Genomic DNA, 26,534 nt, shown 5'->3' on the forward strand with positions numbered 1-26,534 from the left:
CTCATCGGGACCCGCCCGGGCGAGGCGGTGGTCCGGCGGTCTCGTCCTGGTCGCGCTGCCGCTCGGGCGAGAGCTCCTCCTCGTGCTCGACCTCGTTGGCGGCCAGCGCCTCGCGCCGCTCGCTGCGGAACACCACGGCGACGCGGTGCGCCAAGGCGAGCAGCAGCGCCACCGTGGCCAGGCCGATGACCAACGCGGTCAGCGACAGCGCCTGCGGGAGCGGATCGCTGACCGGCCGGTCCGGTTCCGGAGCGATCGGCGCCTGCCCGCGGGTCAGGCTGGAGCCGATCAAGGTCAGGACCGCCGACTGCGAGATCAGCATGACCCCCGCGACGATGCGGACGAGATCGCGCTGCAGCAGCAGGTAGGACCCGACGCCGAACAGGATCGCGGCACCCGCCGCGTACGCGAGGATCATCGCGACCCCCCGTCCGGGCCGGACTCGTCGATCCGTCCGGCGAGCAGGTGCAGCAGCGTCGTCAGCAGTCCGACGACGAGGAGGAAGATCCCGAGGTCGAACAGGATCGGGGTGGCCAGCTCCAGCGATCCGAAGGTGACCACGGGGGCGCCGGGCGCCGGGCGGTGGCTCAGCGGCGGCTGCCCCAGCACCACGGGGAAGAACCCGGTGCCGAGGGCGAGGGCGAGCCCCGCGATCGCCAGCGCCGGTGCGCGGCGCAGCAGCGGGAGCGCCTGCTCGGTGCGCCGGGCACCGAGGCCGACGTAGTGCAGCGCGATGGCCAGCGCCACGATCATCCCCGCGCTGAAGCCGTCGCCCACCTCCGCGTAGCCCTGGACGACCAGCCCGGCGGCGACGAGGACGCTGGCGTCCAGCAGGGGCCGCGCGACGCCCCGCACCACCACGTCGTCCCGCCTCACCACAACCTCCCGCGCCGGACCAGGGTGGCCACCCCCACGACGGCCACCAGCAGCACGGTGATCTCGCCGAGGGTGTCCAGGCCGCGGAAGTCCGCGACGATGACCGTGACCGCGTCCGCTCCGTGCGCGACCGGGGTGAGCCGGAGGATCTCGGCGGACACGCCCGGCGCGCTGGTCGGCTGCGACAGGAAGCCCCACACCCCGGCGAAGGTGGCGGCACCGGCCACGGCGCCGACCAGCGGGTCGCGCCACCGGCCGAGCGGACGAGCGGCGGCCCGCACGGGGCGCGGCATCCGGGACAGGGCGGCCAGGAACACCAGCGTCTGCATGGTCTCGACGACGACCGCGACCAGGGCGACGTCGGGTGCCGCGGCCAGCGCGTAGATCGTGGCCAGCGCGAAGCCGACGACCGACAGCGCCAGCACCATCGCCATCCGCGCCTCGCTGCGGGCCGCCCCGATCGCCGCCAGCGCGGCCAGCCCCAGCAGCGGCAGGATCAGCCAGTCGAGGCCGTCGATCCGGCCGGTGGTGTAGGCCCCGGCGGTCGGTGTCGCGGCGAAGGCGACAGCGGTGAGCAGGCCGGCCGGGATGAGCACGGCCGCGACGCTGGTGCGCAGGTCGCGCACCTCCCGGTCGTGCAGCATCGCCGAGCACCGCGCCAGCACGCGCAGGGCGCCGACGTAGATCCGGTTCGGGCCCAGCCGGTCACCGGCGAGCGCCACGGCCCGCGCCACCGCCGAGGTGGGTCGGGCGCCGAGCAGCAGCAGCCCGCCGAGCAGGTAGGCCGCCAGCGCCATGAGGTTCCCGGCCCGCGCGTCCAGGTGGTAGGACGGCGACAGGCTCACCGGACCCGCGGTCGCGACCGCCCCCGCGGCTTCGGCGAGCCGGGCGAACGGTTCGGCGACCACGCCGCCGAACAGGGCGATCGCGGCGAGCACGACGACCGGGGCGACCAGCGCGCGGGCCGGCGCCCGATGCGCGGTGCCCGGTTCCGCGGGCCCCAGGAACAGCCGGATCCAGAACCGGCCGATGTAGGCGACGGTCAGCGCCGCGGCCATCACGGCGAGCACGGCCACGACGGGGCCGGCCTCGCGCGCGGCGCGGAAGAACAGCTCGTCCTTGAAGAACCCCACGGTCAGCGGCAGCGCCGCCAGCGTCGCGGCGGCCACGCCCGCCGCGGCCGCCAGCACGGGCGCGCGGCGGCCGAACCCGCCCAGCGCGGACAGCCGGTCCTCGCCGGTGGCCGTGGTCACCGCTCCCGCCGTCATGAACAGCGCGCTCTTGGCGATGCCGTGGGCGAGGACGTAGAACCCGGCGGCGCCGTTGGCGGTCGGTCCCCCGATGCCGTAGAGCATCACGACGTAGCCGTACTGGGAGATCGTGGAGCAGGCGAGCAGCTGCTTGAGTCCGTCCTGGCCGAGCGCGAGGACCCCGCCGACGAAGATCGACGCCAAGCCGACCACGAGCAGACCGGTCAGGACGGCCTCGCTGCGCGCCAGCAGGGGGTGCACCCGGCCGAGGACGAGCACCCCGGCGGCGACCATGGCCGCCGAGTGCAGGTACGCCGAGACCGGCGTGGGCGCCGCCATCGCCCGGGGCAGCCAGAAGTGCAGCGGGACCTGCGCGCTCTTGACCAGGGCCGCCACCGCCAGCAGCGCGGCCGCCGTCGTGGCCACCGGGCCCGGTTCGACCCGGGCCACCAGCTCGGGCACCGAGAAGGTGCCGTGCTCGGCGCGGAGCACGACGGCCGCGACGAGCAGCGCGACGGCGCTGGCCACGGTCACCACCAGCGACGCCAGGGCGGCGGTGCGGGCGTGCTGTTCGCCGCGGTCGAACCCGATGAGGAAGTAGGAGCACACCGCGGTCAGGTCGAAGAAGCAGAACAGCAGCACGAGGTCCTGGGCCGTGGCCAGCCCGACCATCGCCACGGCGAACAGGACCATCCACGGCCAGAACCGGCGGCGCTCGGTCGCCGGGCGGTGCTCGTGCGCCAGGTGCAGGCGCAGGTAGCAGGTGCCGTAGGCGAACACCACCGCTCCGATGCCGGTGGCCAGCAGCGCGTACAGCGCACCCAGCCCGTCGAGGGCGAAGCTCAGCTCCAGGCCGATGCTCGGCGCCCAGGGCAGCGACACGCCGCCGCCTCCGGTCAGCCACCCGGCGAGGCACGTGCCGAACCCGACGACCGCGATCGCGCAAGCCGACCACCCCGACCAGTCCGGGGACGGCTTCCCGGGTGCCGCCTCCGGTCGGGTCTTCGCGGCCGCGGCCATTCAGGACTCCGCCTTGCCGTCCCGGCTCGTCGAGGCGGCGGCCGCGCGGCGTCCCACCGCGGGCGGGAGGAGGGCGGAGATCCCCCTGCCGAGCGGGGACTTCCCGGCGGGGGCCACGTTGAGCAGCACGTTCGGCAGGATAGCCAACCACCGGGACTTCGGCCGGGCGCCGACGTCGCGGCGACCCGTTCCCGATCGTGCGCCGAGCGCGGTACAGCACCCGATGGATCCGCCCGGGCCTCCACAGCGGACCCACCGCGATTACCGAGAGTGCGCCCGGCGCGTTCGGTCCGGTGAGGACGTGGGAGCCGCCGAGGGGGCGGGCACGGGAAGTAGCCGCGCCGTCCACGACCGCCGACTTCTGCGCGGCGAACACCCGTGGGCGCCGCTAGCCTCCGGTGCCATGTCCGACATCACCCAACTGATCTTGGATGATCACGAGCGCTTCCGGCGGCAGTTCGCCGCGATGGACGACCTCACCGACCCCCGGCAGCTCCAGGACGTGTGGCGCGCCCTGGCCGACCTCCTCGAGGTGCACGCCAAGGCGGAGGAGGAGATCTTCTACCCGGAGCTGATCTCCCGGGGTTCCGGGGCCGAGGACGAAACGCTGGACGCCGTGGGCGATCACAACGACATCCGGGACGGTCTCCACGAAGCGGCGCTGCACCCGGTCGGCAGCGAGCCCTGGCACGCGGCGGTGCGCAAGGCCCGCGTGGCCAACAGCAACCACATGGCCGAGGAGGAGGACGACGCGCTGCCGGACTTCCGCCGGCACGCCGACCCGGGACTGCGCGAGGAGCTCGGTCGCCGCTTCCAGGCCTTCAAGGACGAACACCCGGGGGCGGCCGGGCTCGACATCGGCGACATCGACCCGCAGCACTACGTCGAGGTCGTGAAGCAGCGGCTTCCCGGTCAGCGGCCCGCCGAGCCCGACGGTTCGCTGGGCATCGGCGGGTTGCGGGAACGGGGATCGGCATGAACCACCTGCTCCGCGACCTCGCCCCGCTTTCGGACGCCGCGTGGGCCGCGATCGACTCGGAGGTCGCCGAGCGGCTCAAGCCGCACCTGGCCGCTCGACGCCTCGCCGACTTCCACGGGCCGCACGGCTGGCAGCACGACGCCAGCGGTCTCGGCCGGACCGCGACGCTCAGCGGGCCACCGGCCGGAGAGGTGGGTGAGGGCACGACGACGCGCCAGCGGCAGGTCCTGCCGCTGGTCGAGGTGCGGGTCCCGTTCATCCTCAACCGCGCCGAGATCGCCGACGCCGAGCGCGGTGCCCTCGACCTCGACCTGGACGCCGCGCGGCGGGCCGCCGAGCGGGCCGCGCGCATCGAGAACCGGGCGGTGTTCCACGGCTGGGGAGAAGCCTGCATGACCGGTATCACCCAGGCCAGCTCGCACCCGGCGTCGGCGCTGGGGGAGGACGCCGACGACTACCCGCGCGTGGCCGCCCGAGCCGTCGACACCCTGCGCAGCGCGGGGATCGAAGGGCCGTACGGGTTGGTCATCGACCCGGAGGGCTACACGCACATCGTCGAGACGACCGAGCACGGCGGGTACCTGCTGATGGACCACCTCCGCCGGGTGCTGGGCGGTGGCAGCGTCGTGCGCTCGCCGGGGATCGACGGCGCCGTCGTGATGAGCCTGCGCGGCGGGGACTTCCGGTTGGAGATCGGCCAGGACCTGTCGGTGGGCTACGAGCGCCACGACGACACCACGGTCACCTTCTACCTCGAGGAGAGCTTCACGTTCCGCGTGACCGAACCCGATGCGGCCATCGCCCTGACGCGCTGACCGCGCCTGCGACGTTCGGCTGGGGCCTGCCGTGCGGGGCGCGGCTCGTGGTCCCTCCCGCAGTCGGGTGAACGCCGTCCGAATGGCCGGTGCCGTTCATGAATACGGGTGATACGAACCGGGTCGAGCCTGCAACACGCTGGAGGGGAGCGAGGGTGGCACGGCGGTGCCGGCAGGCGTCCTGGAGGTGTCATGAGCACGACGTCCCAAGGCGAGCCGGGGCAGCACGGGCTGAGCCGGCGGCGGGCCCTGCAGGCGGGCACGGGTGCGGCGGCGGCCTTCTTCCTCACCTCCGGCGGGGTGCGGCCCGCGACCGCCGACGCCGAGCCCGGGGGACCGTCCACGGACGTCCTGCTCACCGCGGGCACGAACCTCTGCGCCGCACCGTCGCCGGACGGCACCGCGATCGCCTTCGACCTGGTCAACGCCATCTGGGTGGTGTCCGAGGGACGTGCGCACAAGCTCACCGGCGAGTCGCAGGACGCGACGCAACCGGATTGGTCGCCGGACGGACGCCGGGTGGTGTTCCAGTCCTACGCGGACGGCAATTTCCACCTCTGGACGATCGAGGCGGACGGTTCCGGACTGCGGCAGCTCACCCGCGGACGGCACGACCACCGCGAACCCCGGTTCTCCCCGGACGGCAGGCACATCGCGTTCAGCTCGGACCGGTCCGGCCAGGGGTACCGGCGCCACACCTTCGAGGTGTCCACCGGGCGGATCGCACCCGTGGCCCCCGACCGGCCGGAAGCCGGGATGCCGAGCTGGTCCCCGGACGGCAGCGCTCTCGTCTACGTCACCGGTGAGTCGGTCATCGAACGGGTGCGCCTGGCCGACGGGCGGGTGCGGCGCCTGGTCGAAGCCGACTCGGCGACCACCTTGTCCGGGCCGAGCCTCGGACCGGACGGCTCGACGCTGAGCTACGTGCGACGCACCGGCGCCCGGTCCGACCTGGTGGTGGGCCGCGACGCGGTCACCGACGGGGAGGACGTCTTCGGGTTCGCCCCGCGCTGGCTCTCCGCCGACGAACTGCAGTACACCGCCGACGGGCGGGTGCGCAGGCGGCGGCTCACCGGCGGGACCACCGACGTGCCCTTCGCCGCGACCGTCCCGGTGCTGTCCCGCCGCTCGTACCGGAGGCGGCGCCCCGGTGTGCGCGGTCCGAAGGCCACCGGCATCGCCGGTCCGGTGTGCTCGCCGGACGGAACCCGGATCGCGTTCCGCGCGCTCAACGCGCTGTGGCTGATGGCGATCGGCGAGCGCCCCCGCAAGCTCGTCGCCGACGGGTACTTCGCCTCCGACCCGGACTTCTCCCCGGACGGGCGCCACCTGGTCTACGCCTCGGACCGGTCCGGCACCGCCGATCTGTGGTTGCACGAGCTGGACACCGGCGCCGAGCGCCGGATCACCGGGCTCGACGGTGCCCAGCTCACGCCCCGCTTCGCGCCGGACGGCGACCGCATCGCCTACCAGGACCAGGACGGCGCGACCTGGGTGGCCGAGCTCGGGACCGGCCGGACGCGCCAGGTGACCCCGCCGCTGTTCATGCCCGGACGGCCGGACTGGTCACCGGACGGCCGGGTGCTGGTGATGGCCGCGGTCAAGCCCTCCAGCAGGCGCTTCCGGGAGGGCACCAGCCAGGTGCTGCGGGTCGAACTGGACAGCGGCGCGTTGCACTACGCCGAACCGCTGCCGTTCCGGTCGATCAGCACCAGGGGAGATGACGGTCCGGTGTGGTCGCCGGACGGGGCGCACCTCGCGTTCTCGATGGAATCGCAGGCGTGGGTGGTGCCGGTGGACGCGGCCGGCCGGTTCACCGGCGCACCGCGCCGGGTGACCGACGAGCTCACCGATTCACCGTTCTGGCGGGATTCCGAACGGCTGATGTTCCTCAACGGCGGCGCGCTGCGGTCGGTGCACATCGGCACCGGCGACGTCGAGGACGTCCCGCTGGACCTGGCGTGGCGGCCGGCGCGCACCGAGGAACACCAGGTGGTGCGGGTCGGCGCCCTGTGGGACGGGCGCACCGAGGCGCTGCGGCGCGACGTCGACATCGTCCTGGCCGGCGATCGGATCGCCGCCGTGCGACCGCACCGAGGCGGGCGCCCCACCGTCGACGCGCCGGACCTGACGGCGATGCCCGGGCTGATCGACGCCCACAACCACTGGCACCTGCGCGGACGGCAGTGGGGCGACCGGCAGGGGCGGACGTGGCTGGCCTACGGCATCACCACCACCCGCTCGCCGGGCGATCCCGCCTACCAGATGCAGGAAACGCGCGAGGCGCTGACCGCCGGCGATCGCGTCGGCCCCCGCTACTACGCCACCGGCGAGGCCATCGACGGCAGCCGGATCTACTACAACTTCATGCGGCCGACGCTCAGCGCCGAGCAGCTCCGGCGGGAGGTCCAGCGCGCCTCCGCGCTGGACTACGACATGGTGAAGACCTACGTGCGGCTGCCCGTGCACCTGCAGCGCGAGGCCGTCCGGTGGGCGCACCGGGAGGGCTTGCCGCTCAGTTCGCACTACGTGTATCCCGCGGCGAACATCGGGATGGACGGGATGGAGCACACCGGCGCGACCAACCGGCTCGGCTATTCCCACACCTGCGACGAACTCGGCCATTCCTACGACGACGCCATCCGCCTGTTCCTCGGCAGTGGCATGTCGATCACTCCGACGCTGTTCACCTCCACGGCGCTGTACGCGTTCGACCGCTCCCTCGTCGAGGACCGGCGCACCCGGGTGCTGTTCCCCCCGTGGGAGTACGAACGGCTGCTCGCGGAGGCCGAGGAGGCATCCGGCCCGGAAGGCGAGGTGACCCGTCGCGAGCTGGCGAACCAGGTGGACATGCTGCTGCGCATCCACCGGGGCGGTGGTGTCGTCATCGCCGGGACGGACGCGCCGCTGGACAACGTCGCCGTCTCCTTGCACATGAACCTGCGCGCCATGGTCCGCTACGGCTTCACCCCGCGTGAAGCGCTGGTCATCGCCACCAGGAACCCGGCGCGCTGGCTCGGCCTGGAAGGCGAGCTCGGTGAGGTCCGCCCCGGCGCCTACGCCGACCTGGCGCTGGTCTCCGGTGATCCGCTCACCGACATCACCGCCGCCGCCGCGGTGCGGACCGTGATCCGGGGCGGGCACGTGCACACCCCCGAGCAGCTGATGCGGCCCTTCGCGCGGCCGCACCCGCCGTCCGGGGCCGCGGCGGTCCGCCACGCCCGAAGTGCCGAGGCGGAGCGGGATCCCGCGCTGTGGTGGCACGAACCGGAGTGGAAGCGCCGGATCTGCTGCGGTATCTAGGTTCTCGCCGCAGGCCGTCCGACCACTGGTGACTGCGGGTGCGCGCCGCGTCACGTCCCGCCGCGCGGTGGCGATGGCGACGCGGGTCACCCTGAGCGCACTGCGCCGGGTGCCCTCCGCTTCGCATCCGGGTTGCGTCGAGACCTCGGCGTAACATTGCGATAATCGCAACCACTGGGACGTGCGTTGCGATCCTCGGTGGCACGAATGGCCTAGAGCTGAACGTGGTAAGCGTACTGACCAGCGAAAACAAATCGTTGGCTTGACCCGATCAGGGTATGTGGTTCAGAGTTGCAGTTCGTGCATGACTGATAGTTCAGTCGACTCGCAACGGCGCGCGGCGTACGCGCCCGGCGGGTCGCACGGCGGGGATGGCCCGCCGACCACTACTGGGAGGTGCTTCCGCCATCGGTGTCCAGGCCGGGAAAATCCGGCTCGACAAACAGGTTTTCTGGATCTCGTTGCTGCTCGTGGCAATCATCTGCGTACCCGTTGTGATCGCGCCCGAGCGCGGCAAGCTGGTGCTCGACGGGATCCTCGGTTTTCTCACGGGTAAGTTCGGGTGGTTGTACCTCTGGTTCGCCGTGGTGGTCGCCGGGGTGCTCGTCTGGCTGGCTGCCAGCCGCTACGGACGGGTGAAGTTCGGCGGCCCCGACGACAAGCCGGAGTTCTCCACCGTGAGCTGGCTCGGCATGATCTTCACCTCGGCCATCGGTGGTGGGATCATGTACTGGGGCATCATCGAGTGGGCCTACTACTACAACGATCCGCCCCAGCAGATGGTGCCGCGCAGCATCGAGGCCGCGCACTGGTCGGCCACCTACCCGATGTTCCACTGGGGTTTCACCGCGTGGGGCCTGTTCTGCCTGCCCGCGCTGGCGTTGACCTACGCCTACCACGTGCGCAAGCGCGGCTCGCTGCGGCTCAGCGAAGCGTGCCGCGGGGTCATCGGTGACCGGGCCGACGGCTGGCTCGGCCGGATGATCGACGTGCTGTTCATCTTCGGCCTGATCGGTGCCGCGGGAACGTCGCTGGGGCTGGAGGTCCCGGTGGTCTCCGAAGGCGTGGCGACGCTGTTCCCGATCGAGAAGGGCTTGTTGCTGGACATCGGGATCATCGTGGTGTGGACCGCGCTGTTCGGCGTCAGCGTGTTCCTCGGCCTGCAGAAGGGGCTCAAGCGGCTGGCCGACGTCAACGTGTGGTTGTCGTTCGGGCTCGGCGCCTTCATCCTGATCGTGGGCCCCACCGTGTTCCTGATCGACACCTTCACCAACAGCGTCGGCCTGCTGCTGCAGAACTTCGTGGAGATGAGCTTCTACACCGACCCCGTCGGTGGCTCGGGCTTCGAGGAGGACTGGACCGTCTTCTACTGGGGCTGGTGGATCTCCTACGCCCCGTTCGTCGGCCTGTTCGTGGCCAAGATCTCCAAGGGCCGCACCATCCGCGGCATGATCGGTGCGATGTGCCTGGCCGGCAGCGCCGGTTGCTGGCTGGCGTTCACGCTGCTGGGCAACACGGCGCTGTTCTACGAGCTGAACAAGATCGTGCCGGTGGCCGACATCGTGCAGAACCAGGGCGACACCCCGGCGATCTTCGCGGTGCTGCAGGCGCTGCCGTGGGGCACCGTCGCGGTGATCGCGTTCATCGTGCTGCTGGTGCTGTTCCTGGCGACCACATTGGACTCCTCGGCGTACACGATGGCCGCGGTGGCGTCGAAGGAGCTGCCGAGGGACGCGCACCCGGCGCGGTGGCACCGGGTGTTCTGGGCGGTGGTCCTGGCGACCGTGTCGATCGTGCTGATGTATGCCGGGGGACTGGAAGCGTTGCAGACGCTGTCGATCCTCACCGCGTTCCCGCTGATCTTCGTGCTGGGGCTGGTGATGGTGTCCTTCCGGCGCTGGCTGGTCGCCGACGTCAAGGCGCAGGAGGGGTCCGGGGTAGTCGCCGAACCGACGGTCGAGGAAGAACCGGAGATGGTCGGGGATCGGCCGGGAACCGGCTCGTAGCACCGCTTTCCGCTGCGGTCCGGCGTTCGTCGCCGCGGCGCGGTCGGCATCCCCGGCCGTGCCCGGCGGCGAACGGCTCGGCGACCGCTCCTACAACTCCTCGAAGAAGTTCACCGCGTTGCCCTCGGGGTCGAGGATCGTGCTCATCCGGATGAGCCCGGGGATCGTCTCGATCTCCCCCGGCGCGAACCCGGCGGCCCGGACCGCCTCGAGCTGCTCGGCCAGATCCCGGACCCCGATCACGACCGTGCTCTTCCCGGCGCGCTCCGGGTCCTCGCCGAGCTGGAGCCAGGCGTTCTCGGCGAGCTTCCACTCCGCGACCCCGTCGACCGGCACGAGGTCGGGGGCGCGGCCGAAGAGCGTCGAATACCAGGTCTGCGCGGACTGGAAATCCACCACCGAGACGACCGCGCACACGCTGTCGGCATTCAGACCGATGTTCGGCAATTCCCGCCCTCCCGCCTGCGAGGCCCTGTTCGCCGAACAACCTACTCGAACCCGATCGGCGGGTCGACCGAGATCGCTGAGACGGGCGATCCGGATCCTTTCCGGCGTTTCCGTCCCTGAATTGCGGACAGGACGCCGTTCGGCACTCCGCGCCGTCCGGTCGTTGTCTACGGTGGTCGACAGCACCGAGCGCGACCGTTCTCGGTGTCCGAGGAGAGGAGTCCGCCATGGCAGCACGTCCTCCGCTCCCACCGTTCGACGAGCAGTCCGCACTGGAGAAGGTGCAGGCGGCCGAGGACGCGTGGAACACCCGCGATCCCGAGCGGATCGCGCTGGCCTACACCGAGGATTCGGTCTGGCGCAACCGGGGCCGGTTCCTCACCGGCCGCGAGGAGATCGTCGCGTTCCTGCGGGAGAAGTGGACCCGCGAGCTGGAGTACGCCTTGCGCAAGGAGCTGTGGGGGTTCCGGGGCAACCGGATGGCGGTGCGCTACCAGTACGAGTGCCACGACGCCGCGGGGCAGTGGTGGCGCAGCTACGGCAACGAGCTGTGGGAGTTCGCCGAGGACGGGCTGATGAGCCGCCGGGAGTCCAGCATCAACGACGTCCCGATCGGCGAAGCCGACCGGCGCATCATCGGCTCGCGGCCGACGGACCAGCGAGGCGCGCAGCTCCCGCTGCGGTGATCGGGACGGCCCCTTCTACGCGATGGCCGTGGTCCCGACACCGCTGGCCACCGCGCTGGGCCTGCGCACCGACCCGGATGACCGGGTGCTGGACGGCCGCGGCGAACCGGTCGCCGGGCGCTACGCCTGCGGCAACGACGCCCACTCGATCATGGCCTCGGAGTACCCGGGGGCGGGCTGCCAGCTCGGCGCCGGTCCGACGTTCGGCTACTTCGCCGCCCGCTCGTGAGGCCGCGCGCATCCGGGTAGCTCGGCGAGTGCCGCCGCCGGTGGCAGCGGCACTCGTCCCGGGCTACTGCTCCCGCTCCCCGACCGACGGGCTCGCGACCGGCCCGGACCTGCGCGACGGGGTCGCCAGGCTGCCGAGGACGAGCGCGAGCACGGACAGCGGCAGCGCGACGAGCACGCTGTTCCAGTCGTGCGGCTTGTCGAGGGCGAATTCCCACACCAGCGTCGCGGTGATCCCGGTGACCATGGAGGCGATGCAGCCCGCCGCCGTCGCGCGCTTCCACAGGAACGTCGCCAGCAGCGACGGGGTCACGACGGCACCGTACATCGTGTACGAGAACACCTGGATCTCCAGCACGCCGGGGAACAGCTCGCCGACCGCGAACGCCCCGACTCCGAGCACGACGATCGCGACCCGGGTCAGCAGCAGTTCACCGCGCGAGTTCTCCTCCTTGCGCGACAACGAGCGGTAGATGTCGTGCACCAGGTTCCCCGCCGACGACAGCAGGTAGGAGTTGCCTGTCGTGATGATGAACGCCGTTGCCGACATGAGCAGCAGCCCGCCCAGCACCCCCGGCAACGAGTCGGTCGCCAGCCGCAGCACCGCCGTGTCGGGCTGGACGGCGGGCAGCAGCACGGTCGCGCTCGAGGCGAGCACGATGATCGCGCCGTAGAAGAACACGTCGCCGAACAGGAAGCCGAGCGTCGAGCGCTTCGCGACCTCCGGGCTGCTGGCGGCGCTGAACCGCTGGTACATGTTCTGGTCGCCGAGGATCAGCAGCAGGGTCGGCAGGACGTAGCCGGCCAGCTGGATCGGGCTCAACCCGCCCGTCCACGTCGTGTGGTCGGCCGGGAGCGAGTCGACGAGCCCGCCGAACCCGCCCACGTGCACGAGCACGAAGACGAACCCGCCGGCCAGCCCGACGGTAATGAGCAGCGCGCTGATCGCATCGGTGTAGGCCACGGAGATCAGCCCGCCCGCGAAGGCGAGGAACACGATGACGACCAGGCCGATGACCTTCGCGGCGTCCTCGGAGACCCCGGTGGTCAGGTGCAGGATGTAGCCGAGGCCGCGGACCTGCTCGGACATGATCGCCGTGTAGGCCAGCAGGATCGCGACCGCTGTCACGACGCGCACCGAGGACCCGTAGCGCTCCTGCATGATCTCCGGAACGGTGTACTTGCTGTGCATCCGGATGCGCTTGGCCAGGAACAGGTACATGATCAGGATGCCGAGCGGCGCGCCGAGGCTGTAGAAGATGCTCGCGAACGGGCCGTAGGTGTAGGAGAAGCTCGCCCGGCCCATGATCGTGCCGGCGCCCGTCCACGTCGCCAGCAGCGTGCCCGTCAGCACCAGCCTGCCGATCCGCTGCCCGGCGAGCATGAAGTCGTGGTTGTTCTTGACCTTGCGCGCTGCCCAGGCCCCGATGCCGATCATCACCAGCACGTACGCGCAGATCGCGAGGAGGACGCCGGTGTCGGTCATGTCGTCTCCCGGACGACCTGACCACCCTGCACGACCGCGCGGATGTTGGCGGGATCGGCGAGCACCGCGACGTCGGCGAGCGGGTCGCAGTCAACGACGATCAGGTCGCCGTGCGCCCCCGGCGTGAGCGTGCCGATCTCGCCCGCCATGCCGACGAGCTGGGCCGCGTTCGTGGTGGCCGCGCGGAGGACCTCCAGCGGGCTCTGCACCTCGGCGCGGATGCGGAACTCCTCGTTCTGCTTGCGCTGCATCCCGCCGAGCAGGTCCGAGCCGTAGGCGATGCGCACGCCGGCGCGGGCGGCGCGTTCCAGGGCCCCGAGCCCGCCGTCGAGCACCTCGGCGACCTTCTCCCAGCTCGCCTGCGGCAGGCCGTGCTCGCGGCCTTCCTCCTGCAACGCGTGGTACGTCACCAGGGTCGGCACCAGGAAGGCGTCGCGCTCCAGCAGCAGTTCGATCGTGCGTTCGTCGAGCAGGTTGCCGTGCTCCACGCAGCGCACACCGGCTTCGAGCGCTCGGTTGATGGCGTGCGGCGGGTAGGCGTGCACGGTGACGTAGCGTCCGGCGGCTTCGGCCTCCTCCACCGCGGCGCGCAGCTCGTCCGCGGAGTACTGGGTGGAACCGATGCGATCGCCCAGGGACGAGACGCCACCGGAGGCGTGCAGCTTGATGTGGTGGGCACCGCGGCGGAGCTCTTCCCGGACCGCCTTGCGCATCTCGTCCGCGCCGTCCACGACCCGGCCCGTTCCGGAGCAGCACGGGTGGTCGTCGAGGTGGTGCTCCTCGATGGACCGCTTGTCCCCGTGCCCGCCGGTCTGGCTCAGGGCCTTGCCGCCGTGGATCAGGCGCGGCCCGCGGATCAGGCCGCGCTCGCGCGCCCGGGCCAAGCCGAAGTCGGCGCCGCCGGTGTCGCGGACGGTCGTGAAGCCGCGGTCGAGCATCGCGCCCATGGCGCGGATGGCGCCCGCCGTGGCGTAGGTGGGCGGGGCGTCGGCGACCTCGCCGAGGTCCGCGCTGAAGGCGAACACGTGGACGTGGCAGTCGATGAGGCCGGGCAGCACGGCGGCCCCGCGGGCGTCGAGCACGGGGACGTCGGCGGAGGTGGTGATCCGGTCGTCGACCTCGGTCACCCGGCCGTCGCGGCATAGCAGGTCGGCTCGCCGGTAGTCGCCCGCTTCCACGTCGAGCACGTGCGCGTTGCGGACGAGCAGGGATGGGGCCATCGGGCAGCTCCGATCTCCTCGATTGACTGTGACCGGAGACGCTCTCCCCATAAAGTGAATCTGTCAACAGTCGCGGAACAGATGGCTGTAATCGTTCAAAAATGGCCGCGTGGTAGAAACGGGGCATGTCCGCTGGTGCCCTCGGGGGCGGTGACCTGGATCTGGTGGCCGCGCTGCAGATCGCCCCGCGCGCGAGCATGCAGGTGCTCGCCGCGGCGCTCGGGGTGTCCACGGGGACGGTCAGCAGGCGCATGGCGCGGCTGCGCGAACGGCACGGGGTCCGGATCGTCGGGCAGGTGCCGTGGTGGCTCGGCGGTGCGACGCCGCACCACGTCTGGATCTCGACCGCGCCCGGCAGCACGAACCAGGTGGCCGCCGCGGTCGCGGAGCTCGACGAGGCGCAGTTCGTCGCCACCACCACGGGACGCGCCGACGTGTTCTGCATCCTGCACCCGACCCGCCGCGCCGACGCGGCCGACCTGCTGACCAGGACGCTGCCGTCGATCCCCGGCATCGTCGGCACGCACTCGGAGCCCGGGCTGCACCGGTTCGCCTCGGGATCGTCCTGGCGGATCGAACGGCTCGGCGCCGAGCGGGAACGGCAGCTCTTCGAGCACCGCCACGGCCCGCTGCCCGCCGCCCCGGTCCCGTTCGGGGAGGAGGAGCGGGAGGTCGCCGGCGTCCTGCAGCGCGACGGCCGGGCGAGCGCGGCCGATGTGGCGCGGGAGCTGGGCAAGAGCGCGTCCACCGCCTACCGGTTGACGCAGTCGCTGCTGGACCGCGGACTGGTGCAGCCGCGGGTCGAGATCGAACCGGCGTTGCTCGGCTACCCGCTGGAGGCGGTGGTCTCGCTCGCCACCTCGGCGAGCACGATGCGCGACACCGCGACCGCGCTCGCGACGCATCCCTCCGCCCGCTACGTGACCACGGTGGCGGGCACGTCGTCGGTGATCCACCAAGGGGTGTTCCAGCACGACGACGACCTCGCCAGGTTCCTCACCGACGACCTCGGCCGGCACCCCGGGATCACCGCCTTCGAGGTGTCGGTGGTGCTGCGGGTGCTCACCCGCTACTGGACGCCCGACCGCGGCGGCTGACCCGTCGTCACGCCGGACCCGCCACCCGCCGTGGGGTTCGCGGGTGCCGCTCGGTCCAGGACCGCCGCGTGCTGCCGGCGGGCGGTGCGTCAGGGCGTCGGGTCCGGGGAGTCGACGCCGGGGTGCGGGGTGGTCCAGTCGCCGCGGGTGAAGTCCGGGAACGGCACGGCCGTGCCGCCCGCGCTGATCGAGGCCGCGCTCAGGGCGAACGGGGCGCTCCAGGCGGCCGAGTCGTAGACGTCGATGTCCGGGGGCAGGCCGAGCTGCATGGTCTGCGCCAAGCGGTAGACCATCATGTAGTCCATGCCGCCGTGGCCGCCGCCGGGGCCGGGGTCGACCTCCTTCCACAACCAGTGGTCGTAGGAGGCGTAATCGGCGAAGTCACCCCAGGCGTGATCGCGCATCTCCGGTTCCAGGTAGATGCGCGGCGGGTAGTCCTCGAACACGCCCTTGCTGCCCGCGAGGTGGTTGAGCCTGCTGTAGGGGTGCGGGCTGGAGACGTCGTGCACCAGGTGGATGATCCGGCCCAGCTCGGTCCGGATCAGGCTCATGGTCACGTCGCCCTTGACGTAGTCCTCCCGCCACGCCGGGTCGCCCGCGGGGACGTGGCGCTCCCGGTACTCGGCGAGGCTCGCCGCGGGTGAGCCGAGCGAGCTGATGCTGACCAGGCGGTCGCCGCGGTTGATGTCCAGGTAGGAGGCGACGGGGCCGAGACCGTGGGTGGGGTAGAGGTCGCCGTTGACCTTCGTGTGCCAGGCGCGGCGCCACTCGCCCGCGTAGTAGCTGTCGGAGAACAGCTCCTCGCGGAGGTCGTGGATGTAGGCGCCGGCGCCGTGCAGCAGGGTGCCGAACCTGCCCTCGTGGGCCAGGCGCAGCACCCGCATCTCGTTGCGGCCGTAGCAGCAGTTCTCCAGCTGGATGCAGTGCCTGCGGGTGCGTTCGGAGGTGCCGACGAGCTCCCACAGGTCGGCGACCGACGGCGCGATCGGGCATTCGACGCCCACGTGCTTGCCGCCGCGCATGGCCGCCAGGGCCATCGGGACGTGCCATTCCCAGGGGGTGACGACGTAGACGAAGTCCACGTCGTCGCGGGTGCACAGGTTCTCGAAGTCGTTCTCGCCCCGGGTGTGCTGCGCCGGCGCGGGGTCGCCGTGGTCGGTGACGGTCCTGGTGGCGCGCCGCACCGCGGCCGCGTCCACATCGCACAGCGCGGTGACGCGGACCCCCGGTACGGCGAGGATCTGCGCGAGCATGGCGCTGCCCCGGTTGCCGAGGCCGATGATGCCCATCCGCACCTCGTCGCGGGCCTCGAAGGGCACGCCCATCATCGACTCGCCCTGGCGCGCGGGGACGTCCTCGCGGGTGGCGGCGGCCGCCTGTCCGGCGAGGCCGGAGATCCCCAGTCCGGCGGCGGTCGCCGCGCTGGTGCGCAGCAGTGCTCGGCGGGAAAGCGCGCCGTGGTCGGTCTCGCCCTCGGACATGCAAACCTCCTGAACGATCATGATCGAAAGTTCGTGGTTCCGATCACTTTCACACAGCCGCATCCGCGATTGCTATCGTCCGAACAGAGGTATTCGGTAGCGGCGATCTCCCGGCGATCGTCTCGCGGGAATCGCCCTCGGGCGGTCCGCCGCGCTCGCGCGGACCGGCTAGTGGAAGGGGCGACCCGAGGTGAATCGACACGAGCGGCTCAGCACGCTGCTCGACATCGTGGGCCAGCGCGAACGGATCGATGTCGACGAGATGGCGGCGGAGCTGGGGGTCTCGGCGGCGACCATCCGGCGGGACCTGGACCAGCTCGCCGGGCAGCAGCTCGTGGCGCGGACCCGCGGCGGGGCGGTGGCCTCCAACGTCACCTACGACCTGCCGCTGCGCCACAAGAGCGCGCGGCACGCCCCCGAGAAGCAGCGGATCAGCGCGGCGGCCGCGGCGCTGGTCCGGCCCGGCATGGTCGTCGGCCTCAACGGCGGCACGACGACGACCGAGGTCGCGCGGGCCATCGCCACCCGCACGGACCTGGCCGAGCGCGGGGAGCACCCGTCGCTGACGGTGGTGACCAACGCGCTCAACATCGCCAACGAGCTGATCATCCGCCCGCACGTCAAGATCGTGGTGACCGGCGGCGTGGCGCGCCAGCAGTCGTTCGAGCTGACCGGCCCGCTGGGCACCCGCATCCTCGACGAGATCGCGCTCGACCTGCTGTTCCTCGGCGTCGACGCGATCGATCCGGCCTCCGGGGCCTACGCGCACCACGAGGGCGAGGCCAGCATCAACCGGCTGATGACCTCCCGCGCCGCCCGGGTCGCCGTCGTCGCCGACAGCTCGAAGCTCGGCAGGCGGGCGTTCGCGCAGATCTGCCCGTGCAGCCGGGTGGACGCGCTGATCACCAACGAGGGGGCCGACGAGGAGCTGGTGAGCGCCTTCCGGGGCGAGGGAGCGCAGGTCCAGGTCGTCTGACCGCCGCTGCGCGCACTCGCCGAACCGCGGTGTTCGAAGATGCGCGAAAAGCGCATTGACAGTGCATCTTCGATCAACTTAACGTGATCTCCGTCCCGAGGCCCTCGATCGCGGGACCTCAGCCGGTCCCGGCGCAGGGAGGACGCGAGATGGCGGAATCGTTCGCTCAGCTGGAGATCGCCAGCCAACCGGAGTGCTGGCGGCGTGCCGCGCGGCTGGCGGCGACCGCCCCGGGCGGTCTGCCGCGGTCCGGGGAGCGCGTCGCCGTGATCGGCTGCGGGACCTCCTGGTTCATGGCGCAGTCCTACGCCGCCCTGCGGGAGGGTTCCGGCGCCGGGGTGACCGACGCGTTCACCGCCTCCGAGCTCCCGCGCACCCGCGACTACGACCGCGTCGTCGCGATCACCCGCTCCGGCAGGACGACCGAGGTCCTGCGGGCCCTCGACGAGGTCCGGGACCGCGCGGCCACCACCGTCCTCACCGGAGTGCCGGAGGCGGTCGCCGGGCGGGCCGGGCACGTCGTCGACCTCTCCTTCTGCGACGAACGCTCCGTCGTCCAGACCCGCTTCGCCACGACCGCGCTGGCGCTGCTGCGCGCGCACCTCGGTGCCGATCTCACCGAGGTGGTCGAGCAGGCCGAGGCGGTCCTCGCCGAACCGGCGGATGCGGCCCTGCTCGCCACCGAGCAGATCAGCTTCCTGGGTAGCGGGTGGACCGTGGGGATCGCGCACGAGGCCGCCCTGAAGGTCCGCGAGGCCGCCAACGGGTGGACGGAGTCCTACCCCGCGCTGGAGTACCGGCACGGCCCCATCAGCATCGCCCAACCCGGCCGGGCCACCTGGATGTTCGGCGGCCCGCCGGACGGGCTGGCCGAGGAGGTGCGGGCCACCGGCGCGACGTTCGTCGACCACCCGGCGGACCCGATGGCCGATCTCGTGGCCGTGCAGCGGTTCGCCGTCGCCCTCGCCGTCCACCGCGGGCTGGACCCGGACCGGCCGCGCCACCTGAACCGCTCGGTCGTGCTGGAGACCGCCTAGGGACTGCTTTCAGAAAGACCTGCGTGGCGGTGCGGGCTCCGGGAGCCGCTCCTGATGTACCGACGACGTACACGGCGTCACGGCTGTCCTCGCGAGAAGACCGCTGAGCGGCACCGTCCGAGCACGGGCGGCGGTGCCGGTTGCGTGCCTCACCGCATGCGGCTCCGCCGCATTCCGAAAAGAACCCTAAAACGAGCCCGGCGAGGTGGGGAGGTGCTCTCGTGATCACCACGGTGACGGCGAACCTCGCCCTGGACGTGACCTACCGCCTCGACCGGCTGACGCCGGACCGCGTCCACCGCGCGCGGTCGGTGCACCAGCGGGCGGGCGGCAAGGGCGTCAACGTGGCACGCGTGCTGCGGCGGCTCGGGTACGAGACCCGGGTCGTCGGGCTGGTCGGCGGTGCCACCGGCGAGGCGATCCGGGCGGACCTCGACGCGGCCGGGCTGCCCCACGAGCTCGTGGAGCTCCGCGGGGAGTCGCGCCGCACGGTGGCGCTGGTGTCCGACGACGGGCGGGCCACGCTGATCAACGAACCGGGGCCGGACGTCGCCGACCGCGAATGGGCGGAGCTCGGCGAGGTCGTGCGCCGGGTGAGCGGCCGGTCCGCGGCGGTGGTCTTCGCGGGCAGCCTGCCCCCCGGCGTCGCCGACGACGGGTACGCGCGGCTCATCGCGAGGGTAGGCGGCCGCGGCGTGCCGACCGTGCTGGACACCTCCGGTGCCGCGCTGCGCCGAGGGGTGGCCGCCCGGCCCGACGTCGTCAAGCCGAACGCCGAGGAGCTCGCCGAGCTCAGCGGCGCGGTGGGTCCGCGCGAAGGCGCGCAGTTGCTCCGGGACCTCGGTGCCGGCAGCGCGGTGGTCTCCCTGGGCGGCGCGGGGCTGCTGGCCGTGACGGACGCGGGGAGCTGGCGCGCCGAGCCGTCCCGGCAGGTGTCCGGCAATCCGACCGGGGCGGGGGACGCCGTCGTCGCGGCCCTCGCGGGCGGGCTCGTCACCCGGGCGCCGTGGCCGGACCGGCTGCGCGAGGCGGTCGCCGCCTCCGCCGCCGCGGTGGCCGCTCCCGTGGCCGGTGACCTCGATGAACAGCACTACCACCGCGAACGCGGCGCGGCGCGGGTGCGCGCCCTGGCGGGACAGGAGGAGTCGCATGGCACTGGTTCCCACGGGTGAGCTCGTCGCCGAGGCGCGTGCCGCGGGGCGGTGCTGCCCGGCGTTCAACGTGATCCAGCTGGAGCACGCCACCGCCATCGTCGCCGCCGCCGAAGAGCTGGACCAGCCGGTCGTGCTGCAGGTGAGCCACAACGCGGTGCGCTACCACGGCGCCCTGGAACCGCTCGGGGCCGCGATGCTGGCCGCCGCCGGGGCGGCGCGCACCCCGGTCGGGGTGCACCTCGACCACGCGGAGACCTTCGAGCTGGTGGCGAGGGCGGTCGCGCTCGGCTTCCCCTCGGTCATGTTCGACGCCTCCGCGCTGGAGCACCACGACAACGTGCGGGCGACCGCGAGGACGGCGCGGTACTGCCACGACAACGGGGTCTGGGTGGAAGCCGAACTCGGCCGGATCGGCGGCAAGGACGGGGTGCACGCGCCGGGGGCGCGCACGGATCCCGCCGAGGCGGTGGAGTTCGTGCGCGACACCGGGGTCGACGCCCTCGCCGTGGCGGTGGGCACCTCCCACGCCATGCGCACCCGCGACGCGGACCTGGACTTCGGCCTGGTCGAACGGTTGCGCGCCGCCCTGGACGTCCCGCTGGTGCTGCACGGGTCCTCCGGCGTCGCCGACGCCGACCTGCGCACGGCGGTGCGGGCCGGGCTGACGAAGATCAACATCGCCACCCGGCTCAACGAGGAATTCACCGCAGCGGTGCGGCGATCCCTGGCCGACCACCCCGACGGCGTCGACCCCCGCCGCTACCTCGGCGCGGGGCGCGAGGCGATCACCCGGGAGACCGCACGGCTGCTGGCAGCGCTCAACGGCGCGGGGGAACCGGCCACCACCGCGCCGTGAGCGTCCGCATCACCGACGTGCGAGAGGAAGCGGATCCATGACCGAGCACACCTCCACCGGTCGTGCCACTTCGTCGACGGGCTGGAAGATCGCCGTCGCGGCGGCCACGCTCGGTGTCGTCTACGGCTACGACATCGGCAACATCTCCGGTGCACTGCTGTTCATCACCGAGGAGATGGAGCTCTCCCCACTGCTGCAGGGCAGCGTCACCACGGTCCTGGTGGCCGGCAACATCGTCGGTGCCCTGATCGCGGGCAAGCTGGCCACGGTCATCGGTCGCCAGAAGTCGTTGGTGCTGGTCGTGCTGGGCTACGCCGTGTTCTCCGTGTGGTCGAGCCTGACCACCGACGTCCTCTGGCTCGACATCTCCCGGTTCTTCCTCGGCGTCAGCATCGGGCTGTCGCTGGTGGTGAGCCCGATCTTCCTGGCCGAGTCGGCGCCGACGGCCATCCGCGGTGCCCTGGTGGTCGGCTACCAGGTCGCCACCGTGAGCGGCATCCTGCTGGCCTACCTCGTGGACTGGGCCCTGGCCGACTCCGGCAACTGGCGGCTCATGCTGGGCCTGTCGGCCGTGCCGTCGGTGCTGATCCTGTTCCTGGTCGTCCGGTTGCCCGACACGCCCCGCTGGTACCTGATGCGGGGACGCCGGGAGGAAGCGCGGGCCACGCTGCGGCTCGTCGACCCGGCTGCCGACGCGGACCGCAAGCTCGCCGAGATCAGCGCCGACATGGCCGCCGAGCGGGGCGGCAACCTCGCCGAGATGTTCCGCAAGCCGTACTCGATCGCCACGATGTTCGTCCTGGCCATGGGATTCCTCGTGCAGATCACCGGGATCAACGCGATCACCTACTACAGCCCGATCATCTTCCAGGAGATGGGCTTCGAGGGCTACGCGGCGATCCTGGGCCTGCCCGCCGTCGTGCAGGCAGCGGCGCTGGTGGCCACGGTCGGTTCGCTGGTCGCGGTGGACCGGCTCGGCCGCCGGCCGCTGCTGCTCGGCGGCATCACCACGATGATGCTCGCCAGCGCCATGATGATCGCGGTGTTCGCCACCGGATCGCTCGGCGGCGGCTCCTTCTGGGGATTCGTGGCGATCCTGCTGTTCACGGCCGGGTTCAACTTCGGGTTCGGCTCGATGGTGTGGGTGTTCGCCTCGGAGAGCTTCCCCGCCCGGTTGCGCTCCTTCGGAGCCTCGCTGCTGCTGGCGTCCAACCTGGTCGCGAACCTGATCGTCGCCCAGCTCTTCCTCCCGCTGATGGAGGGCATCGGGGGCGCGGCGACCTTCGCGATCTTCCTCGCGCTGGCGGCGTTCTCGTGGTTGTTCGTCCTCCGGTTCGCGCCGGAGACCAAGGGCCGTTCGCTGGAGAGCATCAGCACCTACTGGGAGAACGGAGCCCGCTGGCCGAGCCGGTCCACTGCGGACAGCGGCCGGGACGGGTCCCGGAGGGAGACATCATGACCGGGGGTTTCACGCGACGGGGTTTCCTGCGCGCCGGTGGCCTGGGACTGGGCGTCCTGGCGGGGTGGCAGGGTTTCGCCGACCAGAAGGCCGCCTTCGCGGCGGAGTTCGGGAAGGAGTGGAACGCCGCCCCGGAGATCTTCGAGATCAACCGCGAACCCGCCCGCGCGCCGCTGACGCCCTACGCCGACCCGGCGGCCGCGTTGCGGGGCGAGCGGTCCGCCTCGCCGTACTTCCGCTCGCTGGACGGGCGGTGGCGGTTCCGCTGGTCCCCCGATCCCGACGCGCGGCCCGCGGACTTCTACCGCGAGGACGTCGACGTCAGCGGGTGGGACACCATCGAGGTCCCGTCGAACTGGGAACTGCAGGGCTACGGGCACCCGATCTACCTGAACCAGAAGTACCCGTGGGTCGGTTACGAGCAGCCGCAGGTCCCGCGGGCCCCGACCCGGGTCAACCCGGTCGGTTCGTACCGCCGCGACTTCGAGCTGCCCGACGGGTGGCGCGGCAGGCGCGTCCTGCTGTCGTTCCAGGGCGTGAAGTCGGCCTTCTACGTCTGGGTCAACGGGCGCAAGGTGGGCTACAGCGAGGACAGCTTCACCGCCGCGGATTTCGACATCACCGAGCACGTGCGCCCGGGCGCGAACACCGTGGCCGTCGAGGTCTACCAGTGGTCGGACGGGAGCTGGCTGGAGTGCCAGGACATGATCGACCTCTCGGGGATCTTCCGCGAGGTCTTCCTGTACGCCACGCCGGAGGTGCACCTGCGCGACGTCCGGGTGCGCACCGGTCTCGACGCGGAGTACCGCGACGCCGTGCTGGGCCTGCGGGTCGCGGTGTCCAACGCGGCGGGGCGGCCGTCGGGGCCGCACGCGGTCGAAGCGATGCTGCACGACGCCGACGACCGTCCCATGTGGTCCCGCCCGGTCACGATGGCCGTCGACGTCGGCGCCGGCCAGGAGATCTCCGTCGAGGAGGAGGTGCCCGTCGCCGACCCGCTCAAGTGGTCGGCCGAGGTGCCGAACCTGTACACCCTCGTGCTGTCGCTGGTCGACGGGACCGGTGCGGTCCTCGAGGCCGAGCGCGTCCGGGTGGGCTTCCGCGCGGTCGAGATCCGGGACGCCCGGTTCCTCGTCAACGGCGAGCCGGTGCTGCTCAAGGGCACCAACCGGTGCGAGACCGACCCCGACCGGGGGCAGGCCCTCGACGAGGCGCGCATGGTCCAGGACATCACCCTGATGAAGCGCTTCAACATCAACGCCGTGCGCACCTCGCACTACCCGAACCACCCCCGCTGGCTGGAGCTGTGCGACGAGTACGGGCTCTACGTGATGGACGAGGCCAACCTGGAAACCCACGGCCTGGCCACCAGCCGGAACTTCCCCGGCGAGCACCCGGAGTGGCGGGCGGCGTGCGTGGACCGGATGCGCGCCATGGTCGAGCGGGACAAGAACCACCCCTCCGTCGTCCTGTGGTCGCTGGGCAACGAGGCGGGGTCCGGCGAGAACTTCCGGGCCATGACGGAATGGACCCACGAGCACGACCCGACGCGCCCGGTGCACTACTACGCGCTGGACTACACCACGGGCGAGATCGACAACCACCTCGTCGACGTGTACGGCGTCCAGTGCTACGGCGGTCCCGAGCAGATCGACACCTACGCCCCGAAGGCCGCGGCGCAGGGCCAGCCGTTCGTGGTCACCGAGTACGCGCACGCCATGGGCAACAGCCAGGGCGGCTTCGCGGCCTACTGGCGGACGCTGGCCGAGCACCCGAACGCCCGGATCGCGTTCATCTGGGACTGGGTGGACCAGACCGTGCGGTGGCCCGTCCCGGGCTCGTCGGGGACCTACCTGTCCTACGGCGGCGATTGGCAGGAGGGCTACCCCAACGACGACAACTTCTGCGCCGACGGGCTCGTCTCCGGCGACCGGGAGTGCGAGCCGGAGCTGTGGGAGGTCAAGAAGGTCCACCAGAACGTCCAGGTGATCGCCGACGACCTGCGCCGCGGGCGGCTGGAGGTCGTCAACGGCCACTTCTTCACCGACCTGAACACCTTCGAGGCACGGTGGGAGCTGGCGGAGAACGGCGTCGTGGTCCAGCGGGGCGTGCTGCCGCGCCTGGACGTGCCGCCCGGTCGGCGGCAGGTCGTCGACGTGCCGTTCCGGGAACCCGAACCCGCTCCGGGCGCCGAGCACCACCTCACCGTGACGTTCGCGCTCGCGGAGGCGACGCGGTGGGCCCCGGCCGGGCACGTCGTGGCCGCCGAGCAGTTCGCCCTGCCCCGGTCGGGACCGGAGCGGGCGCGGCCGGTGGTTCCAGGCCCGGAGGTTGCGGGGCCGCCGCTGCGGGTCGACGAGACGGCCGAGCGGGCGCGGATCAGCGGGGCGGGACTGCGCATCGACTTCGACAAGGTCCGCGGCACGGTCGCCTCGTACCGGTACCAGGGGACCGAATTGTTCCGCGACGGCCCCGTGCCGCACTTCTGGCGAGCGCCCACCGACAACGACAAGGGCAGCGGGTACGCCGCGGAGCTCACCACGTGGCGCGACGCCGCCGCGAACCGGCGGGTCGAGTCCGCGACGATCACGCGCACCGAGGACGGGCGGGTGCGCGTCGACGTCCGCGCCGCCCTGCCGACGGCACCGAGCCCGTCGCGGCACGACATGGCGTTCACCGTCGCCCCGGACGGTTCCGTCGAGGTGCTCGCCACGCTCGCGCCGGGGGACGGGGTCGCCGACCTCCCGCTGGTCGGCACCCGGATGACCGTGGCCGACGGCCTGGAGGACCTGTCGTGGTACGGGCGGGGACCGCACGAGAACTACTGGGACCGCAAGGACAGCGCGTTCGTCGGCCGGTACCGGAGCACCGTCGACGACCGGTTCGTCCCGTACGTGCAGTGCCAGGAGACCGGCAACCTCACCGACGTGCGCTGGGTGCGGCTCACCGGCGCAGCGGGCGTCGGTCTCGAAGCCGAGGCCGACGGGCTCATGGAGGTCGGCGCCCTGCACGTCACGACCGAGGACCTGGAGACCTGCCGGCACCCGTACGAGCTGACCCGGGTGGCCACGACGTTGCAGCTCAACCATCGCCAGATGGGCGTCGGGGACAACAGCTTCGTCTCCTCCGGACGGCCTCGCGAGCAGTACCGGTTGCCCGCGGACCGGCCCTATTCCCACGCCTACGTGCTGCGTCCCCGCGGTCGGCGGCCCGGGAGCTGACCCGCCGTCCCGGTTCCTCAACCAGCCGGTTGACGAATGCCGGTCGGCGCCCTACGGTCGTAATCAACCGATGAGTTGAGGAATACTGGTGGACGAGGACGCGGAACGACTCGACCGGGCGTTCGCGGCACTGGCCGACCGGACCCGGCGCGACCTGGTGGCCCGGCTGGCCGGGGCGGACGCGACCGTGGGCGAGCTGGCGGAGCCGTACGACATGAGCCTGCAAGCGGTCTCCAAGCACGTGAAGGTGCTGGCGGAGGCCGGACTGGTGACCCGCAGCAAGGACGCCCAGCGTCGACCGGTCCACCTGGACACCGAGGTGTTCGACCTGATGGGGAAGTGGATCGAGCGCTACCGCAGGGAGGTCGAGGAGCGCTACCAGCGCCTCGATGCTCTGCTGGACCGGATGGTCGAGGACGAGGACGGGACGCGAGCGGAGGGCGCATCATGACGACCCAGCACGAGACCGAGATCGTGGCGGACGAGAAGCTGCCGACCATCCGGATCACCCGGGAGTTCGACGCGGCTCCCGAACGGGTGTTCCGGGCCCACGTCGACCCCGAGCTCTACGCGCGGTGGATCGGGCCGCGCTCGCTGAGCACCAGGATCACCAGGTGGGAAGCCCGCACGGGGGGCGCGTGGGCCTTCGCCAACGACCGCGACGGCGAGGAGATCGCCTCCTTCTACGGCAGCTTCCACGAGGTGCGACCGCACGAGCGGATCGTGTGGACCTTCACCTACGAAGCCGAACCCGACGGGGTCGCCCTGGAGACGATGACCTTCGAGGAGCTCGCGGGCGGGCGCACCCGGCTCCAGGTGCTGAGCGTGGTGCCGGACTTCGAGGCCCGGGACGGAATCCTGGCCAGCGGCATGGACGTCGGCGTCGAAGAGGGCTTCGACAAGCTCGACGAGCTGCTCGCCGAGGACGTCTGAGCGG

23 protein-coding genes are annotated in these 26,534 nt (G+C 72.0%); 15 read left to right on the forward strand and 8 right to left on the reverse strand.

Going from position 1 to position 26,534, the window contains the following annotated elements; genetic code table 11:
* Nucleotide 1: 1 nt before the first annotated feature.
* The 4 genes from ACQP0T_RS10905 to ACQP0T_RS10920 are packed head-to-tail and all read right to left on the reverse strand — an operon-like array spanning nucleotide 2 to nucleotide 3,275.
* On the reverse strand, nucleotides 2-418 hold the full coding sequence (locus tag ACQP0T_RS10905) for a sodium:proton antiporter (protein WP_433872667.1): 417 nt from the start codon (nucleotides 416-418) through the stop codon (nucleotides 2-4).
* Nucleotides 415-876 (reverse strand): MnhB domain-containing protein, encoded by a 462-nt coding sequence (locus ACQP0T_RS10910; protein WP_433872669.1) that lies wholly within the window; start codon nucleotides 874-876, stop codon nucleotides 415-417. Before ACQP0T_RS10910 ends, ACQP0T_RS10905 begins: the two co-directional genes overlap by 4 nt.
* The gene (gene mbhE, locus ACQP0T_RS10915) at nucleotides 873-3,146 is read right to left on the reverse strand and encodes a hydrogen gas-evolving membrane-bound hydrogenase subunit E (protein WP_433872671.1); all 2,274 of its coding nucleotides are present in this window, start codon (nucleotides 3,144-3,146) and stop codon (nucleotides 873-875) included. The genes ACQP0T_RS10910 and mbhE overlap by 4 nt, the downstream gene beginning before the upstream one ends.
* Complete coding sequence (locus ACQP0T_RS10920) at nucleotides 3,147-3,275, reverse strand: hypothetical protein (RefSeq protein WP_433872673.1); 129 nt, start codon at nucleotides 3,273-3,275, stop codon at nucleotides 3,147-3,149.
* 274 nt (nucleotides 3,276-3,549) lie between these two features.
* On the opposite strand from ACQP0T_RS10920, the gene ACQP0T_RS10925 reads away from it, so the two are divergent.
* From ACQP0T_RS10925 to ACQP0T_RS10940, 4 genes are all read left to right on the forward strand, one after another.
* Entirely contained in the window at nucleotides 3,550-4,125 is a 576-nt protein-coding gene (locus ACQP0T_RS10925) for a hemerythrin domain-containing protein (protein WP_433872675.1), read from the forward strand.
* The gene (locus ACQP0T_RS10930) at nucleotides 4,122-4,940 is read left to right on the forward strand and encodes a family 1 encapsulin nanocompartment shell protein (protein WP_433872676.1); all 819 of its coding nucleotides are present in this window, start codon (nucleotides 4,122-4,124) and stop codon (nucleotides 4,938-4,940) included. The genes ACQP0T_RS10925 and ACQP0T_RS10930 overlap by 4 nt, the downstream gene beginning before the upstream one ends.
* A 192-nt stretch (nucleotides 4,941-5,132) precedes the next feature.
* Complete coding sequence (locus ACQP0T_RS10935; protein ID WP_433872678.1) at nucleotides 5,133-8,243, forward strand: amidohydrolase family protein; 3,111 nt, start codon at nucleotides 5,133-5,135, stop codon at nucleotides 8,241-8,243.
* A gap of 371 nt (nucleotides 8,244-8,614) precedes the next feature.
* Complete coding sequence (locus ACQP0T_RS10940; RefSeq protein WP_433872680.1) at nucleotides 8,615-10,249, forward strand: BCCT family transporter; 1,635 nt, start codon at nucleotides 8,615-8,617, stop codon at nucleotides 10,247-10,249.
* 90 nt (nucleotides 10,250-10,339) lie between these two features.
* Here ACQP0T_RS10940 and ACQP0T_RS10945 read toward each other — a convergent pair whose 3' ends face one another.
* Nucleotides 10,340-10,696 carry a VOC family protein gene (locus tag ACQP0T_RS10945; protein ID WP_433872682.1) on the reverse strand — a complete coding sequence of 119 codons (357 nt, stop codon included), beginning with the start codon at nucleotides 10,694-10,696 and terminating at the stop codon, nucleotides 10,340-10,342.
* 227 nt (nucleotides 10,697-10,923) lie between these two features.
* On the opposite strand from ACQP0T_RS10945, the gene ACQP0T_RS10950 reads away from it, so the two are divergent.
* Complete coding sequence (locus ACQP0T_RS10950) at nucleotides 10,924-11,382, forward strand: nuclear transport factor 2 family protein (RefSeq protein ID WP_433872684.1); 459 nt, start codon at nucleotides 10,924-10,926, stop codon at nucleotides 11,380-11,382.
* A gap of 22 nt (nucleotides 11,383-11,404) precedes the next feature.
* A complete protein-coding gene (locus tag ACQP0T_RS10955; RefSeq protein WP_433872685.1) occupies nucleotides 11,405-11,611 on the forward strand; it encodes an FAD-binding protein in 207 nt (68 codons plus the stop codon).
* A gap of 63 nt (nucleotides 11,612-11,674) precedes the next feature.
* Here the strand turns inward: ACQP0T_RS10955 and ACQP0T_RS10960 are convergent, their stop codons facing one another.
* Nucleotides 11,675-13,096: a sodium:solute symporter family protein gene (locus ACQP0T_RS10960; RefSeq protein WP_433872687.1), complete on the reverse strand. Its 1,422-nt coding sequence runs from the start codon at nucleotides 13,094-13,096 to the stop codon at nucleotides 11,675-11,677.
* Nucleotides 13,093-14,316, reverse strand: coding sequence for an amidohydrolase family protein (locus tag ACQP0T_RS10965; protein ID WP_433872689.1), 1,224 nt, complete (start codon nucleotides 14,314-14,316; stop codon nucleotides 13,093-13,095). The genes ACQP0T_RS10960 and ACQP0T_RS10965 overlap by 4 nt, the downstream gene beginning before the upstream one ends.
* A 125-nt stretch (nucleotides 14,317-14,441) precedes the next feature.
* Here ACQP0T_RS10965 and ACQP0T_RS10970 point away from each other — a divergent pair, with 125 nt between their 5' ends.
* A complete protein-coding gene (locus ACQP0T_RS10970; RefSeq protein WP_433872690.1) occupies nucleotides 14,442-15,413 on the forward strand; it encodes an Lrp/AsnC family transcriptional regulator in 972 nt (323 codons plus the stop codon).
* A gap of 89 nt (nucleotides 15,414-15,502) precedes the next feature.
* Here the strand turns inward: ACQP0T_RS10970 and ACQP0T_RS10975 are convergent, their stop codons facing one another.
* Nucleotides 15,503-16,894: a Gfo/Idh/MocA family protein gene (locus ACQP0T_RS10975; protein WP_433872692.1), complete on the reverse strand. Its 1,392-nt coding sequence runs from the start codon at nucleotides 16,892-16,894 to the stop codon at nucleotides 15,503-15,505.
* A gap of 190 nt (nucleotides 16,895-17,084) precedes the next feature.
* Between ACQP0T_RS10975 and ACQP0T_RS10980 the strand changes: the two genes are divergently transcribed.
* The 8 genes from ACQP0T_RS10980 (at nucleotide 17,085) to ACQP0T_RS11015 (ending at nucleotide 26,530) form a co-directional block, all read left to right on the forward strand.
* Nucleotides 17,085-17,870, forward strand: coding sequence for a DeoR/GlpR family DNA-binding transcription regulator (locus ACQP0T_RS10980; RefSeq protein WP_433872694.1), 786 nt, complete (start codon nucleotides 17,085-17,087; stop codon nucleotides 17,868-17,870).
* Between the two features lie 149 nt (nucleotides 17,871-18,019).
* Complete coding sequence (locus tag ACQP0T_RS10985; RefSeq protein ID WP_433872695.1) at nucleotides 18,020-18,907, forward strand: SIS domain-containing protein; 888 nt, start codon at nucleotides 18,020-18,022, stop codon at nucleotides 18,905-18,907.
* Between the two features lie 221 nt (nucleotides 18,908-19,128).
* Nucleotides 19,129-20,079, forward strand: coding sequence for a 1-phosphofructokinase family hexose kinase (locus ACQP0T_RS10990; protein ID WP_433872696.1), 951 nt, complete (start codon nucleotides 19,129-19,131; stop codon nucleotides 20,077-20,079).
* Nucleotides 20,057-20,917 carry a class II fructose-bisphosphate aldolase gene (locus tag ACQP0T_RS10995; RefSeq protein WP_433872698.1) on the forward strand — a complete coding sequence of 287 codons (861 nt, stop codon included), beginning with the start codon at nucleotides 20,057-20,059 and terminating at the stop codon, nucleotides 20,915-20,917. Before ACQP0T_RS10990 ends, ACQP0T_RS10995 begins: the two co-directional genes overlap by 23 nt.
* Before the next feature lie 37 nt (nucleotides 20,918-20,954).
* Nucleotides 20,955-22,376 carry a sugar porter family MFS transporter gene (locus ACQP0T_RS11000; RefSeq protein WP_433872700.1) on the forward strand — a complete coding sequence of 474 codons (1,422 nt, stop codon included), beginning with the start codon at nucleotides 20,955-20,957 and terminating at the stop codon, nucleotides 22,374-22,376.
* On the forward strand, nucleotides 22,373-25,597 hold the full coding sequence (locus ACQP0T_RS11005) for a glycoside hydrolase family 2 TIM barrel-domain containing protein (RefSeq protein ID WP_433872701.1): 3,225 nt from the start codon (nucleotides 22,373-22,375) through the stop codon (nucleotides 25,595-25,597). The genes ACQP0T_RS11000 and ACQP0T_RS11005 overlap by 4 nt, the downstream gene beginning before the upstream one ends.
* Before the next feature lie 88 nt (nucleotides 25,598-25,685).
* Nucleotides 25,686-26,048: an ArsR/SmtB family transcription factor gene (locus ACQP0T_RS11010; RefSeq protein WP_433872702.1), complete on the forward strand. Its 363-nt coding sequence runs from the start codon at nucleotides 25,686-25,688 to the stop codon at nucleotides 26,046-26,048.
* Nucleotides 26,045-26,530, forward strand: a complete 486-nt coding sequence (locus tag ACQP0T_RS11015) for an SRPBCC family protein (protein ID WP_433872703.1) — start codon at nucleotides 26,045-26,047, stop codon at nucleotides 26,528-26,530. The genes ACQP0T_RS11010 and ACQP0T_RS11015 overlap by 4 nt, the downstream gene beginning before the upstream one ends.
* The last annotated feature ends 4 nt before the right edge of the window (nucleotides 26,531-26,534 follow it).

Origin of the sequence: Saccharopolyspora sp. CA-218241 (assembly GCF_050954615.1) — a bacterium.
In the GTDB taxonomy this organism is placed as follows: Bacteria; Actinomycetota; Actinomycetes; order Mycobacteriales; family Pseudonocardiaceae; genus Saccharopolyspora; species Saccharopolyspora cebuensis.